The sequence below is a fragment of the Gammaproteobacteria bacterium genome, from assembly GCA_011375345.1.
Classification (GTDB): domain Bacteria; phylum Pseudomonadota; class Gammaproteobacteria; order DRLM01; family DRLM01; genus DRLM01.
This window is the reverse complement of sequence record DRLM01000146.1, coordinates 20799-37466: the sequence shown is the minus strand read 5'-3', so window position 1 is coordinate 37466 and position 16668 is coordinate 20799. Positions and strand designations below refer to the sequence as shown.

Below are 16668 nucleotides of genomic sequence, written 5' to 3'. Positions count from 1 at the left end.
CACCTCGCCACCCAGTTGCGCGGCCATGGTCTGCATGCCATAACAGATGCCCAGCACCGGCACGCCCAGCTCGAATACGATATCCGGCGCCCGGCCCGTGGTCTCCGCCGTGACCGTGTCCGGCCCTCCCGACAGGATGATGCCCTTAGGCTTGAAGCGGCGGATAGCATCCTCACTCATGTCAAAGGGATGCAGCTCACAATACACCCCCAGCTCCCGCACCCGGCGGGCAATGAGTTGTGTGTATTGGGAACCAAAGTCGAGAATCAGAACGCGGTCGGCGTGGATATCGGTCATGGGAGCCTGTGTTTCGTTGAACCACGGAGAGCACAAAGAAATATAATTTGGAAAGTACCTGAGATTGGCGCCGGGCGCGGCCTTCGCTGCAGGACCGGGCTATGGTGCCTTTCCCAATAGTCTTGACTCCGTGCTCTCCGTGGTGAAAAAAGTCGAATCAATCCACCCGGTAATTGGGCGCTTCGCGGGTGATCGCCACATCGTGCACATGGCTTTCGCGCATGCCGGCGTGGGTGACCCGCACAAAGGTGGGCCTGGTGCGCATTTCTTCGATATTCCGGCAGCCGGTGTAACCCATGCTGGCGCGCAACCCGCCCATGAGCTGGTGGACAATGGCCACCAGCGAACCTTTGTAGGGCACCCGGCCTTCGATGCCTTCCGGCACCAGCTTTTCCACCTCCGACTCTTCCTGAAAATAGCGGTCAGTGGAACCGCGCTGCATAGCACCCAACGAACCCATACCGCGGTAGGATTTGTAGGACCGGCCCTGGTACAGTTCCACTTCGCCGGGGGATTCCTCGGTACCGGCAAACATGCTGCCCACCATGATGCTGTGGGCACCGGCGGCGATAGCCTTGGCCACGTCGCCCGAAAAACGAACGCCGCCATCGGCGATCACCGGCACGCCGGATTTCGCCAAAGCCGCTGCCACATTGGCAATGGCGGTGACTTGCGGCACGCCCACGCCGCTGACAATGCGGGTGGTGCAGATGGAGCCGGGACCGATGCCCACTTTTACGCCGTCAGCCCCCGCTTCCACCAGGGCCAGGGCCCCTTCGGCAGTGGCGACGTTGCCGCCGATGACCTGTACATGGGGATAGGTGTTTTTCACCCAGCGCACCCGTTCCAGCACCCCCTGGGAATGGCCGTGAGCGGTATCCACCACAACCACGTCCACCTCGGCGGCCACCAGGGCTTCCACCCGTTGCTCGGTGCCCTCGCCCGTGCCCACGGCGGCGCCCACGCGCAGGCGGCCGAATTCGTCTTTGCAGGCATTGGGTTTTTCCTTGGCCTTCTGGATATCTTTGACAGTGATCAGGCCGCGCAGCTGAAAACCGTCGTTCACCACCAGCAGCTTTTCGATGCGGTGCTGGTGCAGCAGGCGCATCACTTCGTCCCGGCTGGCACCTTCCTTCACCGTCACCAGCCGGTTCTGGGGCGTCATCACGCTGGACACCGGGCTGTCGTAGTGGGTTTCGAAACGCAAATCCCGGTTGGTGACGATGCCCACCAGTTTTTCCCCCTGCACCACCGGCACACCGGAAATATTGTGGGCGCGGGTCAGGGCCAGGACTGCACGGATGGTGGTATCGGGCGAAACGGTGATGGGCTCCTTGATGACGCCGGTCTCAAACTTTTTGACTTGGCGGACCTGTCTGCCCTGTTCCTCGGCGGACATGTTTTTGTGGATGATGCCTATGCCCCCTTCCTGAGCCAGCGCGATGGCCAGGCGGGACTCCGTGACGGTATCCATGGCAGAGGACACCAGGGGGATGCGCACCGAAATGGTGCGGGTGAGCCGGCTGTGCAACTCCACCTGCTTCGGCAGCACGGTAGAATGAGCCGGCACCAGAAGAACATCGTCGAAGGTCAAAGCTTCTTCGGCCAGTCGCAGCATGGTGGAGTCCGTCCGAAAAGAAAAGTAGCCGGGTAGTATAGCTGTTTTTCTTCAGGACGGGCAAACAACGCGATTCACCTTCACGCGCGCCGCGCCCAGGATCGAGCGCTGGCCTGGCGCGGAAAAAGCGCAGCCACACCCCTGTTGAAAAATTCTGTTTTTCAACAACCTGTGTGCGATGTAGGAATGCACCGTCATATTCAATGACGACCAGTCATTGAATATGCGAGGAGTCGGAAACCGCGCTTGCGCCTTCCGGCGTTGGAAAGGACCAGGAAGACCTTTTTCAGACCGCTATCCAAAGCAAGCCATGGCGTGCTTATGAATTGGCCGCCCCCTCCGTCTCGATAGAAGTCGAAGGTGCCAGCGGCGCGGCAGCAACAGACGTGGCTGAAGGCGCTGGCAATGGAGCGCAGCCGAGCGATGACGGTCAGGCTCCCCTTCCAGCGCGTGGGTTGGTTGCCGCAGATGTGGGGGCAATGAAGTCCTGCCGGCCCGGCGCACAGCCGCCGGAACGCAATCCCCCGCATGAATGCGGGCAGGCGCGCTTCTGCCTCTTTGTGCACCGCCCGCCGCGTACCGTGAAGACCTCCGCTCCCTTGCAGCGCGAAAGATCAGCCGTCTAGCGACTCCCGGCCTCTGCCGGCGGCCGGGCGACGTAGCGCAGCCACAAATACCCCCCCACCCCCGCGCCCAGGGAGGCAATGAGAATACCGGTCTTGGCCATGAGCAACAGCTCCGCCTGGCCGGCAAAGGCCAGCTCGGCAATGAAAATAGACATGGTAAAACCGATGCCACCCAGCAGGGCCACACCCACGATCTGGCTCAGGCTGACACCGGCGGGCAGGGCGGCGACCCCACATTTGACCGCCAGCCAGGACACCCCGGCTATCCCCGCCAGCTTGCCCAGAATCAAGCCGCTGACGATACCCAGCACCACCGGGTCCACCACCACTTTATTCATTTGGGACCATGCCAACGGTATCCCGGCGTTGGCCAGCGCAAACAGCGGAATAATGAGAAAGGCGACAGGCATGTGCAGGCTGTGTTCCAAACGCTGCAGAGGCGTTTCCACTTTGTGGACCGCGTTTTCCAGGGTTTGCAGCACCGCCCGCTGGGGGTCGTTGGTCATGATGCTGGCGCCGGGCCGGTGGTGGGCGTCGAATTCATCCATCAGGGCCCGCACCCGGCGGCTGAAAAAGGGCGGATTGAACTTGGGCCGCGCGGGAATGGTCAGCGCCGTGATGACGCCGGCCAGGGTGGCATGCACCCCGGATTTCAGCAGCGCCAACCACAACAAGGCGCCCACCACAAAATAGGGCAGGGGACTGCGGATACCCACCAAGTTGAACACCACCAGCAGGGCCAGGCAACCCCCTCCCCAGGCCAGCGCCGACAGCACGATTTGCTCGGTGTAGAACAGGGCAATGACCAACACCGCGCCCAAATCGTCCACGATCGCCAGCGCCACCAGGAAGGTCAGCAGGGTCTTGGGAACCCGGCTGCCCAGCAAGACCAACACCCCCACGGCGAAGGCAATATCGGTGGCCATGGGCACGCCCCAGCCCGACGAGCCCGCACCGCCAAAATTGACCACGAAGTAAAACAAGGCCGGCACCACCATTCCACCGACGGCGGCGACAATGGGCAGCACCGCCTGACGGGGCTCGGCCAGCTCACCCACCAGAATTTCGCGCTTGATTTCCAGCCCCACCAGAAAAAAGAACAGTGCCATCAGGCCATCATTGACCCAATGAAGCAGGGTCTTTTGGAGCTGCCAGCCGTCCACACTGAAGCCCATCTCAGTATGCAACAAATGCTGGTAGGCGCCGGCCCAGGGGGAATTGGCAAGCACCAAGGCCACCAGCGTACAGGCCATAAGGATCAGACCGCTGGTGGTCTGCTCGTGGATGAACTCGTCAAAAGGTGTCTTGACCCTGTTGAAGGCCTTTTCCAGGAACGCGTCGTAACGGCCGTTCCCGGACTCAGGAGTGTGCTGCTGCTCGTCGCTCATGGGCTCACGTCACGGTCTTGGGGAGGATGGGGCTCATACGGCACGGCCGCGGGACACCCGCGCCTGGCGCTCAGCGAACACAGGCGGGACACCGGTAAAGCACGCCCGGGAGGGTGAGGGGGCTATTCCGGCCACTCCAGATGAAACGGCAGGGCCACCTTGTGCGGCTCGCCGCCGCAGTTCAACTCAAACTCCAGCTCCCAGTCGCCGCCCATGTGATATTCGCCGCCACGGCCACGGTAACGGCCTTTCCCGGTGGCCGTGAGGGTATTCCAGACCCTGTCTTCACTCATCTCATGGTCGGGCATGTATTGACGGAAACGCAACTGGCAATCGTCTGCGGGGGCGCCGGCCTTGCTCAAGGCCACGAAGATATCCGCGCTCTCACCCACCTGCAGGGGCTGCGGCTCGCTGGTGACCGCCAATGTGTAGTCGCCCACCGTGGCCGTGACGGGCGTCTTGGCCGGGGCGCAGGCGCCCAGCACGAGTATTGCGCCGCACAGCGCGCCCTGTTTGACAGCGTCCATCGCCTCACCGCCCTTCTTCAATGAGTTCAAGCCGGTAACCGTCGGGGTCTTCCACGAAGGCAATCACCGTGGTGCCATGCTTCATGGGACCGGGCTCGCGCACCACCTGGCCGCCCCGGGCCTTGATCCCCTCACAGGTGGCGTGGATGTCGTCCACCCCGATGGCGATGTGGCCGAAACCATTGCCCAGCTCGTAGTGCTCCACGTCCCAGTTGTACGTCAGCTCGATGACGGTGTGGCGCGCCTCATCGCCGTAACCCACGAAAGCCAGGGTGAAGCTGCCCTCCGGATAATCCTTGCGCCGCAGCAGCTTCATGCCCAGCACCTCGGTATAGAAGCGGATGGAGCGGTCCAGGTCACCCACCCGGATCATGGTATGCAGCAAACGCATGACGGTCTCCCTATAGGTCTCGGGGATCGCGGCTCAACGGCCCCGCTTGCGGGCCGCGAGGCGCAAACGCAGGGCATTGAGCCTGATGAAGCCTTCGGCATCCCCTTGATTGTAAGCGCCCGCATCGTCCTCGAAGGTGGCCACATGGGCGTCGAACAGGCTGTCGTTGGCGGACTCCCGCCCCACCACGGTGACATTGCCTTTGTACAGCTTGAGCCGCACCCGGCCGTTGACCCGCACCTGGGAGGCGTCGATGGCCTGTTGCAGCAGCTCCCGCTCCGGCGCCCACCAATAGCCGTTGTAAATCAGGCTGGCGTAGCGGGGCATGAGTTCGTCCTTGAGATGTGCCACTTCGCGGTCCAGGGTGATGGATTCCAGGGCGCGGTGGGCTTTCAGCATCACAGTCCCGGCCGGGGTTTCGTAACAGCCGCGGGATTTCATGCCCACGTAGCGGTTTTCAACGATGTCCAGCCTTCCTACGCCGTGGGCGCCGGCCATGCGGTTCAAGGCCGCCATCGCCGCCGCCGGGCTCAGCGCCTCACCGTCCACGGCACTGAGGTCGCCTCTTTCATAACTCAGTTCCACGTATTGCGCCTCATCCGGGGCCCGTTCGGGGGCGCAGGTCCAGCGCCACATGGCCTCTTCGGGCTCCACCCAGGGATCCTCCAGGGGCCCGCCCTCGTAGGAGAGGTGCAGCAGGTTGGCGTCCATGGAATAGGGAGAACCGCCGCTGCGCTGGTGTTCCACCGCAATGCCATGGCACCTGGCATAGGTCAGCAGCTTTTCCCGCGAAGTCAGATCCCATTCACGCCAGGGGGCAATCACTTTCACATCCGGCTTCAGGGCATAATAGCCCAGTTCGAAGCGGACCTGGTCATTGCCCTTGCCGGTGGCGCCATGGGCCACGGCATCGGCACCGGTCTGCTCGGCGATTTCGATCTGGCGCTTGGCGATCAACGGCCGGGCAATGCTGGTGCCCAGCAAGTATTCCCCCTCATAGACCGCATTGGCCCGGAACATGGGAAAAACGAAATCGCGAGCGAATTCTTCTTTGAGATCATCGACGAAAATCTCTTTCACCCCCAGGGCCTCGGCTTTGGCACGGGCCGGGGCCACTTCTTCGCCCTGGCCGATGTCGGCGGTGAAGGTGACCACCTCACACTGGTACTCGTCTTGCAACCACTTGAGAATAATGGAGGTGTCGAGCCCGCCGGAATAGGCCAGCACCACCTTTTTGATGTCAGACATAAACGCCCCTGGCTGAGAAAATCTGGGAGACGGACGGCAGATTCTACCAATGCCGGCCAAGCGGGTCGATACAGACCGGCTGGCGCGGCTACGCTGGCAATATATCAGCCCGGCGTTGCAGATTGTGGGGCTGATATCGCGGCACAGGGATGGATGCGCCACCTCAGGCGCCAGCCAGTGCGCACCCGCGACGCCCCCGCCATGTCGGCAAACGGCAGGCGGATTTCACAGGCAAAACCAAACAGCTCAGGACGACCTGTTTGGATGCCGGAACAATACCCCCGCCCCACCGGCGACACCTCAGGAGGACAGCAACATGGCTTGTCAAAGAGAGAAAAGGCCAGCACTGGCGGCAATACTGCTGTGCCTGGGCCTGACACTGCAAAGTTTCACCGCCCAGGCCGGCGCCGTCAGCCGCAGCCAGTTTACCACCGGTATCCAAAACCGAGAGCCCATCGACCAGGTCTCACTACTCGGCAACGACAGCGGCACGATTTTTTTCTTTTCGGAACTTCACGCCCTGGAAGGACAACGCATCACCCACCGCTGGGTCTACGGTGACAAGACAAGGGCTGAGGTGAGCTTCAACGTGGGCGGACCGCGGTGGCGGGTATGGTCAAGCAAAACACTCGCACCCGACTGGCTGGGCACATGGGTGGTGTATGTCGTCGGTGAGGACGGGGAAATACTGTCAGAAAACCGTTTTGAATACGTCGACCACCGCCCGGCGGAGTAAGATTCATCACCAAAACGGAAAAAGGCCGCCCCCCGCACGTCCGGGCGGCGGCATTTCGACACCGTTCAACCCGCCTGGGCCGTCGCCACCGGCGACAGTTCGGGACCGTCGTAAAATATGCTGGCGCTCGCCGCCCGCGCCCGCTGTTCGCTGGCCAGGGCGTGAATCACCTTGCGCACATCCACCAGATACGGCAGCCGTTCCCCCCGATACCAGGCGGGCGAGCCGACTTGCCGCAAGTCCATGGGCAGGGCACGGGTAACAATGCGCGCCAGCGCCTTGGTGGTAAACATATACCAATAATTGATGCCGCGGGAGCGGCTGTAACGCAGCGTCACCGGCAACAGGGCACGCAACACCTGGGCAGAACAGCGCAAGGCGGCCAGTTCGGGCTCGGCCCAGGATTCGCCGGGAACCAGAGGTTCGCAGCTCACACCGGTCCGCAAACGTTTGCGGAACTGGCCCACCACACACAGGCGCGAAATCTCCGCGCACTGTTCCAGGGGGGGCACTGCACCGGCATCCAGCGCCGCGCGGGTTTCGATGGGAAGCATACGTTCGCTGGGCAAAATCAGGCGCATGGTGGCGACCCACTGCTTGCTTTCCCGGTCGCGAACGAGAAAATGCTGGGAACAGGCGTCCCACTCGTCCTTCTCTTCGCGGTTGGGGAATGCTTCCGGGTTCTCGTACCCGGTTTCCAGGCAGAACACCTGGTATCTCAAGCGGTAATGAATTTGGCGCCCTAAATCGTCATTCGCAATGATGACTTCATAACGCGTATCGCGCATTATCCCTCTTCCCGTTCCTTGTAGTTATCCATCATATGCAGACTGCCGCACTACTGACGTCAGTCCACATTATTGCTCGGGTAGTGGACGGTTGTTCGCAAACCAGCGCCCCGGAAACAAAGAACGCGGGGACAATGCACCGCCAAGCCAGTGTGAGATTGGGTATAGTGACTTGGCGTTGAGTGCATGTTGGCGTTTTCCCCGCCCGTTTTCAACCGAGCAATTTACTAAGTAATTGGACCCATCCGCCTGGTCCACGGGGACAGCTCGCAAGCAATACCCGCGCCAACACCCCATAGTGCTGAAAATCGCCCGTTTTTGTGAAATATTCACCCCTGCGCCCCCCAAAGACGTCGCCCATATACGACAAGCATGCACCGATATATATTTAACAAATTGATTTTTAACGATAATAATCGTCTCCGAAAGGAGACAGGTGACGGGAGGGGCAAACGCCCAAACAGACAAAAGTGATTTGCAGCGTATAATCGCAAAACCTGAAAAAACCGGCGCGCAACCCTCCGGTGTCATGGAACACACAACGGCCGGGGACAGCCCGGCACTGGAGGAAACCCCGGGCACCGGACCCCAAGCGGGATTCATCACGGCTGCGGCACTGACGCCGGGTGCGGGGCGGGCGGTTGAACCCTCAGCCCCCCAGGCAAGCAAACAGGCTTTTTTCGCGATGAACAGCGTAGCGCCCAAATCGCTCTATTTTTACGGCCCCCGGTCTTTCGCCGCCCTGTTGCTGCTCGGTTTCGTCGTGGTCGTGCTGCCCTTGATCTCGGCCCTGATTTACGCCTCGGTGTTTGTGGAACGCCTGGCCAAGCAAAGCCAGGCGACTGTCTACGAAGCGGCCCAGGCCACCGGCCTCAGCCGCACGCTGGTGGATCAGCTGGTGGAAATGGAACGCAGCGCCCGCCAGTATCAGGTCTTGAGGGACAAGCAGCTCTTCCAGGCTTATGAAGAAAAACACAGCGATATGCAGAATACAGCGGTGCAGCTGTCCCAGCTGGTCAACGACCCGGCCGTGCACGAACACCTGCAAACCCTGCTGCAAGAAGAGGCAGACCAGTACACCACCCTGAAAAGCGAACCGCCCAACAGCAAAAAAAGCCTGCAGGCCGTGGAAACATTCCTTTCCCTGCGCGAAACCGCGCAATCCCTGCTGGCGCTCAATGAGAAAAGCATCGACCGCGAAGTCACCGCCATGGGCGCAGCCACCGACCATGCCCTGCAGGTTCTGGTCTGGATCGCCTTCGCCCTGGCGCCGGTGTCTCTGGTGCTGGCGGCGATTTTCACGGTCATCCTGACACGCCCCATCAAACAGGTGGACCGGGCCATCAGGCAGCTGGGAGACGGAAAATTCAACGCCCCCATACGCGTCACCGGTCCGCGGGATCTTGAATATCTGGGCCAGCGGCTGGACTGGCTGCGCATCCGCCTGATGGACGTCGAAAAGCAAAAAACCCGCTTTATCCAGCATGTTTCCCACGAACTCAAAACGCCCTTGACGGCGCTGCGCGAGGGGGCGGAACTGCTTGGCGATGAAGTGGTGGGCAGCTTGCGGCGCGAGCAGCGGGAAGTTGTCCGTATCGTGCAGCAAAACAGCGTCCGGCTGCAAAAATTAATCGAAGACCTTCTCCATTTCAACCTCGCCATATATCATCAACGGCCCACAAATGTGACGACGGTTTCCCTGCACAAACTCCTGACCCGCGCACTGGAAGCACACAAACTCACCATGGTTGCAAAGGAACTCAATCTGAAACTGGAACTGGACACCACTTTTGTCGAAGGGGACGAAGAGCGCCTGCGGGTCATTGCCGACAACCTGCTCTCCAATGCCATCAAATACTCCCCCCAGGGCGGGCGCCTTCTGCTCACATTGAAAAACACGGGCAGCAAAGCGGTACTGGATGTGAAAGACAGCGGCCCCGGCATCCCGGAAGAGGAACGCGACAAGCTGTTCGATGCCTTCTACCACGGTGCCGCCGCGGAGGCGGGACACGTAAAAGGCTCGGGCCTGGGTCTGTCCATCGCCCGCGAACACGTGCTCGCCCACGACGGCACCATCCAAATCGTACCCAGCACCCGGGGCGCGCATTTCCGCGTCTCGTTGCCGCTGAGCCACAAAGGGGACGGGCATGGGTCGTAAGCTCTTCGCCACATTGGCGGCCACCCTCCTTTTGTCCGCCTGCGCCAGCCTCCTGGAACCCTTCGCGCCACTAACCCCCGAGTCCGCCCTGCCGCCCGCCGAACCCGCCCCCAAGGCGCCGGCCGTTCCCGCCGCCGCGGCAAAGGAAAAATCACCCGAGGAACTGGCCCTGGTCGACGCCGCCTGGCTGCTGGAGTACTATCGAAGCCTGGATGAGCGCAAACGCGCCGAACTCAAAGCGGAATACGCCGCAGTACGGGAAGCGCTGGAAATCGCCCCCACGGCACGGGAGCAGCTGCGCCTGGCCATATTGATGACAGTGCCGCGCACGCCCTATTACAACCCCAACCGTTCCGCCAAACTGCTGCGCACCTTCGCCGATGAAAGCAGCCAGCCGGCGCCGCTCAGAAACCTGGCCTACCTGATTCACGACAAGGTGCGTACCCGGCAACGAAGCAACCGGCAGCTCCGCGCAGCCCGGCGGGAACTGAAAGCCAGACAGGCGGAGATCGACACCCTGCACCAACAACTCGAAGCCCTGAAAGTCATCGAGCGCAGCCTGCACGAACGCAAAAAAATCGAAATGACGGACACACCATGAGTACCAAAGCCAAACTTCTGCTCATCGACGACGACCCGGATCTCCTGCGCCTTTTGTCCATCCGCCTCAGCGCGGCGGGCTACGACGTGGTGCCCGTGGAAAGCGGCGAAAAAGCCCTGGCCCACCTGCCCCTGCACCGGCCCCAGGTGGTGATCACGGACCTTTGCATGTCGGGCATGGACGGCATGGCGGTGTTCGACACCATCCACCAGCAAAACCCCACCCTGCCCGTGATCATTCTCACCGCCCACGGCACCATCCCCGATGCGGTGGCCGCCACCAAGCGCGGCGTGTTCGGCTTCCTCACCAAGCCCTTCGACAGCAAAGTATTGCTGGAGCAAGTGGAGAAAGCCCTGGCGGTGGTGGGTGCGCAACCCGCTTCCAGCGCAGCCCCGGCAGACGACGGCTGGCGCAGCGAGATCATCACCCGCAACCCCGCCATGGAAGACGTGCTCAACCAGGCCCGACTCGTCGCAGAAGGCGACACCAGCGTGTTCATTCATGGCCAGAGCGGCACCGGCAAAGACCTGCTGGCCCGGGCCATACACAAGGCCAGCCCCCGCGCCAACCGTCCCTTCGTCGCGGTGAACTGCGCCGCCATCCCCGAACCCTTGCTGGAATCGGAATTGTTCGGCCACAGCAAAGGCTCCTTCACCGGCGCCACCCGCGACCACAAAGGCCTGTTCCAGGCCGCCAATGGCGGCACCCTGTTTCTGGACGAAATCGGGGACATGCCTTTGTCCTTGCAAGCCAAATTGCTGCGGGTGCTGCAAGACCGCGAGGTCCGGCCCGTGGGCGCCACCCGGACCGTCCCTGTGGACGTGCGGGTCATTTCCGCCACCCACCGCGACCTCGACAAGGCCATGACCAGTGGCGATTTCCGCGAAGATCTCTACTACCGACTCAATGTCATCGCCCTGGAAATACCGGCTTTGGCGGAGCGGCGGGAAGACATCCCTGTGCTCGCCACCCATTTCCTGAAGCAGCTGGCCAAGCGCAACCGCCGCCAGGTCAAGGGGTTCGCCCCCGAAGCCATGGAACTGCTGGTGAAAGCGCCGTGGCCGGGAAATGTGCGGCAGCTGCTTAACGTGGTGGAGCAGACCGTGGCCCTGTCCACCACCCCTATCGTGCCATTGACCCTGGTGCAAAAAGCCCTGCGCGCCCAACCGGCGGAAATCATGTCTTTTGCCGATGCGCGGCAACAGTTCGAGCGGGAATACCTAGTGCAACTGCTGCAAATCACCCGCGGCAGCGTCACCCAGGCGGCACGCCTGGCGCGGCGCAACCGGACGGAGTTTTACAAGCTCCTGCGGCGCCACCATCTGGAGCCGGGTTTGTTCAAAGAGGCGGGGCGTCAACCCACGGCATAGCGCTTATGGGCTACCTATTAACCCGGCAATCAAACAGGTCGTCCTGACCTGTTTGATTGCCGCCCGCGAAATACGGGCGCCATTGTGCGAAATGGCTGGTATTTCGCGGGCTCGCATCGACTTGCGCCAATGGCGGTCATCCCTCCCGCTGACCCCGCCGGCTAGTGCTCCCGCGTCGCCTCGAAGCGCAGTCCGGGCCAGCGTTCGATCGTGAGTTCCAGATTGACCCGGCTGGGTGCCAGATAGGTGAGATCCCCCCCCCCGTCCAAGGCAAGATTCGCCCCCGCTTTGCGGCGGAAATCGTCCAGCAGTTTGCTGTCGTCACCGTAGACCCAGCGCGCGGTGTTGATGGGCACGGGCTCGAACAGGCAGTCCACCCCGTATTCGTCGTGCAGGCGCTGGGCCACCACATCAAATTGCAACATGCCGACGGCGCCCAATATCCAGTCATTGCTTTCCAGCGGCCGGAAGAGCTGGGTCGCCCCTTCCTCACAGAGCTGGGTCAGCCCTTTTTGCAAGGCTTTCAAGCGCAGCGGGTCTTTCAAGCGCGCCCGGCGGAACAGTTCGGGGGCAAAGTGGGGGATGCCGAGAAATTTGAGCTCTTCACCCTCGCTGAAGGCATCACCGATCTGAATGGTGCCATGGTTGTGCAGGCCGATGATGTCGCCCGGACAGGCATCTTCCACGCGGCCCCGGTCGCGGGCCAGGAAGGTGATGGCATTGGCAATTTTCACATCCCGCCCCAAACGCACATGACGCAGTTTCTGCCCGTCCCGGTAGCGGCCGGAACAAACCCGCAGAAAAGCAATGCGGTCCCGGTGGGCCGGGTCCATATTGGCCTGGATTTTAAACACAAAACCGCTGAAGCGCTCCTCGGTGGGCCTCACTTCGCGGCGGGTGGTCTGGCGCGGCAGGGGGGCGGGAGCGTAGCGGGCCATGGCGTCCAGCAAATCCTCGACGCCGAAATTGTTCACTGCCGAGCCGAAAAACACCGGCGTCACGCGGCCCGCCAGATAGGCCTCGTGGTCAAATTCATGACTGGCACCCCGCACCAGCGCCACTTCTTCGCGCAAATCACCGGCCAGGGAGCCGAACAGCGCATCGAGACGGGGATTGTCCAAGCCCTGAATCACTTCGCCCGATTGCACCTTGCCGCCGTGGGTGGGGCTGTAGAGGTGCACGCTGTCAGTGTACAGGTTGAACACGCCCTTGAAGGCCTTGCCCATGCCGATGGGCCAGGTGACAGGGGCGCACTGGATAGCCAGCACGGATTCCACTTCGTCCAGCAGGTCAATGGGCTCGCGGCCGTCCCGGTCCAGTTTGTTGATGAAGGTGATAATGGGCGTGTCACGCAAGCGGCACACCTCCATCAGTTTGATGGTGCGCGCCTCCACACCTTTGGCGCTGTCAATCACCATCAGGGCCGAGTCCACCGCAGTGAGGGTGCGGTAGGTGTCTTCCGAGAAATCCTCGTGACCGGGGGTGTCCAACAGGTTCACGATCACACCCCGGTAAGGAAACTGCATCACCGAGGTGGTCACCGAAATCCCCCGGCTTTTTTCCATGGCCATCCAGTCGGAAGTGGCATGGCGGGCCGCCTTGCGGCCTTTCACCGCCCCGGCGAGCTGAATCGCCCCCCCGTAGAGCAGCAACTTTTCGGTGAGAGTGGTTTTACCCGCGTCAGGGTGGGAAATGATGGCGAAGGTGCGCCGGCGCGCCACCTCGGTGGAAAGCTCAGACATACTTTGGCTGGATTCGGGAAAACGGGGTATTATATCGAATTGTCCCCGCCGCATCCATGCCGGCCATCCCGGGCGCCGGCGTCGCGCCGTCCCGCCTGCCGGCGCGCACGGCTCCGGCAGGCAGATCCGGGGGCTTGCCAGACTCAGAAGCTGTACACCAGGGTGACGGCCGTTTCAGTGTCCGTATTTTTGACACCCGCCGGCACATCGGACACATGTTTGACGGTGAACGTGATCTTGGTGGCGAAATTGCCATTGATTTGTGACTTCAAACCTGTCACCGATTTGCTGACTGTGGACTGTTCGCCAATCTCCGTGCTGAGTTCCTCGGTGAGCTGGGTGGTCTTGCTGATTTTCCACAGCAAATCGCCCGCCGCCCGCAGCACAGCTTCGCTGATGTCATCGCCAGTGGCTTCTTCTTTGCTGAGCCTGTAACCGGGGCCGGCCTCGACATCCACAACCAGATTGTCACGATGAATCAGGCGGCGCCCGTAACCCAGGGCGGCAGTGAGACGGTAGTCATAACCGCTGAACTGGTCGTCTTCGTATTTCAGCGTGCCGAAGAGATAGTCGTACTCATTAAATTTATAGTTGCTTTGGCCGGACAGCTCGTAGCGTTCAGCAGTGGTTTTGTCGTTGTCAGAACTTTTCAGCGCTTCGGCCTTGATGATGTGGCGCCATTTTTCCCGCTCTGTTTCAAGCTTGGCGCGGGCATTGATCTTCTGGGTGTCCGTGTTGCCCGAGGTATTGACCACACCCAGTTCCGCCTCGCCTTTCCACACGCCCGCCTGCGCACCCAGGGCCACCCCCAGCATCGCCGCGGCGGTACAGGCCAACCCAGCGTTTTTCTTCCCCATGTCGCTCTCCTTTCGCGCTGACAAATCAATGGACACGCGCACAGTAGCGTCTGGGTGGGTCCAAGGCAATCCCAAAACCGGCGTTATGACATTTGTTTACCACCGCAGCAGCAGAGCGGGCAGCGCCCGGCGGGGCTGAACTTAGATCAACGGCACAGGGTCATAAGGATTACGGCGGTGGGAGGCTGTCTGCACGGCACCCAACGCTCCCACCTTCGGAAGTCAGACACCGGGTACGATAATATAATTGTCGCCTTGAACAAGGCGCGGACCGGGGAGTGCGCGGGACCGCAGATTCCACCTGATCCGGCAGCCGCCGGCACTGGCCCTGTATTTGCATTCCCTGGACGACCAGGTCCCATTTCATACGGCAGCGAGGTAATGACAATGAGTATTTTTGACAGCTACCGGTCGCGCTACGAATCATCCCGGGAAGAAGAACTGAGTCTCCATGACTATCTGGAGATCTGCAAAAACGACCCCAGCGCCTACGCCACAGCCGCCGAACGCATGCTGACCGCCATCGGCGAACCCGAACTGGTGGACACCAGCAAAGACCCTCGCTTAAGCCGCATCTTCGCCAACAAGGTCATCAAAATCTATCCGGCCTTTCGCGATTTTTACGGCATGGAAGAGACCATCGAGCAGATCGTCTCCTTCTTCCGCCATGCCGCCCAGGGCCTGGAGGAGAAAAAACAAATCCTCTACCTGTTGGGGCCACCCGGCGGCGGCAAATCGTCCCTGGCGGAGAAGCTCAAATCCCTGATGGAGGGCGTGCCCTTCTACGCCATCAAAGGCTCGCCGGTGAACGAATCCCCTTTGGGCCTGTTCTCCCGCGCCGAAGACGGCCGCATCCTGGAAGAAGACTACGGCATTCCCCAGCGTTACCTGGGCAAAATCATGTCGCCCTGGGCGGTAAAACGTCTGCATGAATACAACGGTGACATCAGCCGGTTCAAAGTCGTCCGGCTCATGCCCTCCCAGCTTCGCCAGACCGGCATCGCCAAAACCGAACCCGGCGATGAAAACAACCAGGACATATCCAGCCTGGTGGGCAAGGTGGACATCCGCAAGCTGGAACACTATTCCCAGGACGACCCGGACGCCTACAGCTATTCCGGCGGCCTGTGCCTGGCCAACCAGGGCCTGCTGGAATTCGTGGAAATGTTCAAAGCCCCGCTGAAGGTGCTGCATCCCCTGCTCACCGCCACCCAAGAGGGTAATTACAAGGGCACCGAAGGCTTCCCTGCCATTCCTTTCGATGGCATCGTGCTGGCGCACTCCAACGAATCGGAGTGGCAGTCCTTCCGCAACAACAAAAACAACGAAGCTTTTTTGGACCGCATCTTCATCGTCAAAGTGCCTTACTGCCTGCGCATGAGCGATGAAGTGAGCATTTACAAAAAGCTGCTCGCCAACAGCTCTTTGTCGCAAGCGCCCTGCGCACCGGGCACTTTGGAAATGATGTCCCAGTTCGCAGTTTTGTCACGCCTCAAAGAACCGGAAAACTCCAGTATTTATTCAAAAATGCGGGTCTACGACGGTGAGAACCTGAAAGACATCGACCCCAAAGCGAAGTCCTATCAGGAATACCGCGACTACGCCGGCCCGGACGAAGGCATGAGCGGCCTGTCCACCCGCTTTGCCTTCAAAATACTGTCGAAGATATTCAACTACGACCATTCCGAGATCGCTGCCAACCCGGTGCACCTGCTCTACATTCTGGAGCAGCAGATTGAACAGGAACAATTTCCACCGGAGGTGAAGGAAAAATATCTCACTTTCCTGAAAGGCTACCTGGCACCGCGCTACGCGGAATTCATCGGCAAGGAAATCCAGACGGCGTATCTGGAGTCCTATTCGGAATTCGGTCAGAACATTTTCGACCGTTACGTGACCTACGCTGACTACTGGATTCAGGACCAGGAATACCGCGACCCGGACACTGGCGAATACCTGGACCGCGCGGCGCTCAACGAAGAGCTGGAAAAAATAGAGAAGCCGGCGGGCATCAGCAACCCGAAAGACTTCCGCAACGAGATCGTCAACTTCGTGCTCCGCGCCCGGGCCAACAATGCCGGGAAAAACCCCGCCTGGACCAGTTACGAAAAACTGCGCGAAGTCATCGAGAAAAAAATGTTCTCCACCACCGAAGATCTTCTGCCGGTGATTTCCTTCAGCGCCAAGTCCTCCAGCGAGGACAAGAAAAAGCACGAGGAATTCGTCAACCGCATGGTGCAAAAAGGCTATACCCCCAAGCAGGTGCGCCTGCTGTGCGAGTGGCATTTGCGCACCCGCAAAACATCGTGATCACAGACAAA

At 60.8% G+C, this 16668-nt stretch carries 14 protein-coding genes; 5 read left to right on the top strand and 9 right to left on the bottom strand.

Annotated features, from left to right (window positions below):
• The 6 genes from ENJ19_11280 to ENJ19_11255 form a co-directional block, all read right to left on the bottom strand.
• A partial coding sequence (locus ENJ19_11280; protein HHM06303.1) for a GMP synthase (glutamine-hydrolyzing) occupies nt 1-297 on the bottom strand: 297 nt, incomplete at its 3' end.
• A 157-nt stretch (nt 298-454) separates the two neighbouring features.
• Complete coding sequence (guaB, locus tag ENJ19_11275) at nt 455-1912, bottom strand: IMP dehydrogenase (GenBank protein HHM06302.1); 1458 nt, start codon at nt 1910-1912, stop codon at nt 455-457.
• A 625-nt stretch (nt 1913-2537) separates the two neighbouring features.
• Nucleotides 2538-3929 carry a Na+/H+ antiporter NhaA gene (gene nhaA, locus ENJ19_11270; GenBank protein ID HHM06301.1) on the bottom strand — a complete coding sequence of 464 codons (1392 nt, stop codon included), beginning with the start codon at nt 3927-3929 and terminating at the stop codon, nt 2538-2540.
• 122 nt (nt 3930-4051) lie between these two features.
• A complete protein-coding gene (locus ENJ19_11265; protein HHM06300.1) occupies nt 4052-4456 on the bottom strand; it encodes a hypothetical protein in 405 nt (134 codons plus the stop codon).
• A 4-nt stretch (nt 4457-4460) separates the two neighbouring features.
• Complete coding sequence (gloA, locus tag ENJ19_11260) at nt 4461-4847, bottom strand: lactoylglutathione lyase (GenBank protein ID HHM06299.1); 387 nt, start codon at nt 4845-4847, stop codon at nt 4461-4463.
• Between the two features lie 33 nt (nt 4848-4880).
• A complete protein-coding gene (locus ENJ19_11255; protein HHM06298.1) occupies nt 4881-6095 on the bottom strand; it encodes an argininosuccinate synthase in 1215 nt (404 codons plus the stop codon).
• Between the two features lie 49 nt (nt 6096-6144).
• On the opposite strand from ENJ19_11255, the gene ENJ19_11250 reads away from it, so the two are divergent.
• Nucleotides 6145-6831 carry a DUF2914 domain-containing protein gene (locus tag ENJ19_11250; GenBank protein ID HHM06297.1) on the top strand — a complete coding sequence of 229 codons (687 nt, stop codon included), beginning with the start codon at nt 6145-6147 and terminating at the stop codon, nt 6829-6831.
• A 65-nt stretch (nt 6832-6896) separates the two neighbouring features.
• Here ENJ19_11250 and ENJ19_11245 read toward each other — a convergent pair whose 3' ends face one another.
• Nucleotides 6897-7619 carry a PEP-CTERM/exosortase system-associated acyltransferase gene (locus ENJ19_11245; protein HHM06296.1) on the bottom strand — a complete coding sequence of 241 codons (723 nt, stop codon included), beginning with the start codon at nt 7617-7619 and terminating at the stop codon, nt 6897-6899.
• 529 nt (nt 7620-8148) lie between these two features.
• Here ENJ19_11245 and ENJ19_11240 point away from each other — a divergent pair.
• From ENJ19_11240 to ENJ19_11230, 3 genes are read left to right on the top strand one after another with little or no spacing between them, the layout of a single operon-like run.
• Entirely contained in the window at nt 8149-9777 is a 1629-nt protein-coding gene (locus tag ENJ19_11240) for a HAMP domain-containing histidine kinase (GenBank protein ID HHM06295.1), read from the top strand.
• Nucleotides 9767-10378 carry a hypothetical protein gene (locus ENJ19_11235; protein HHM06294.1) on the top strand — a complete coding sequence of 204 codons (612 nt, stop codon included), beginning with the start codon at nt 9767-9769 and terminating at the stop codon, nt 10376-10378. The genes ENJ19_11240 and ENJ19_11235 overlap by 11 nt, the downstream gene beginning before the upstream one ends.
• Nucleotides 10375-11748 carry a response regulator gene (locus ENJ19_11230; protein HHM06293.1) on the top strand — a complete coding sequence of 458 codons (1374 nt, stop codon included), beginning with the start codon at nt 10375-10377 and terminating at the stop codon, nt 11746-11748. The genes ENJ19_11235 and ENJ19_11230 overlap by 4 nt, the downstream gene beginning before the upstream one ends.
• Nucleotides 11749-11909: 161 nt before the next feature.
• On the opposite strand, the gene ENJ19_11225 is transcribed toward ENJ19_11230, so the two are convergent.
• Together ENJ19_11225 and ENJ19_11220 are read right to left on the bottom strand one after the other, a co-directional pair.
• Nucleotides 11910-13490 (bottom strand): peptide chain release factor 3, encoded by a 1581-nt coding sequence (locus tag ENJ19_11225; protein HHM06292.1) that lies wholly within the window; start codon nt 13488-13490, stop codon nt 11910-11912.
• A 143-nt stretch (nt 13491-13633) separates the two neighbouring features.
• Nucleotides 13634-14347 carry a DUF481 domain-containing protein gene (locus ENJ19_11220; GenBank protein ID HHM06291.1) on the bottom strand — a complete coding sequence of 238 codons (714 nt, stop codon included), beginning with the start codon at nt 14345-14347 and terminating at the stop codon, nt 13634-13636.
• A 387-nt stretch (nt 14348-14734) separates the two neighbouring features.
• On the opposite strand from ENJ19_11220, the gene ENJ19_11215 reads away from it, so the two are divergent.
• Nucleotides 14735-16657 carry a PrkA family serine protein kinase gene (locus tag ENJ19_11215; protein HHM06290.1) on the top strand — a complete coding sequence of 641 codons (1923 nt, stop codon included), beginning with the start codon at nt 14735-14737 and terminating at the stop codon, nt 16655-16657.
• Nucleotides 16658-16668: the final 11 nt, after the last annotated feature.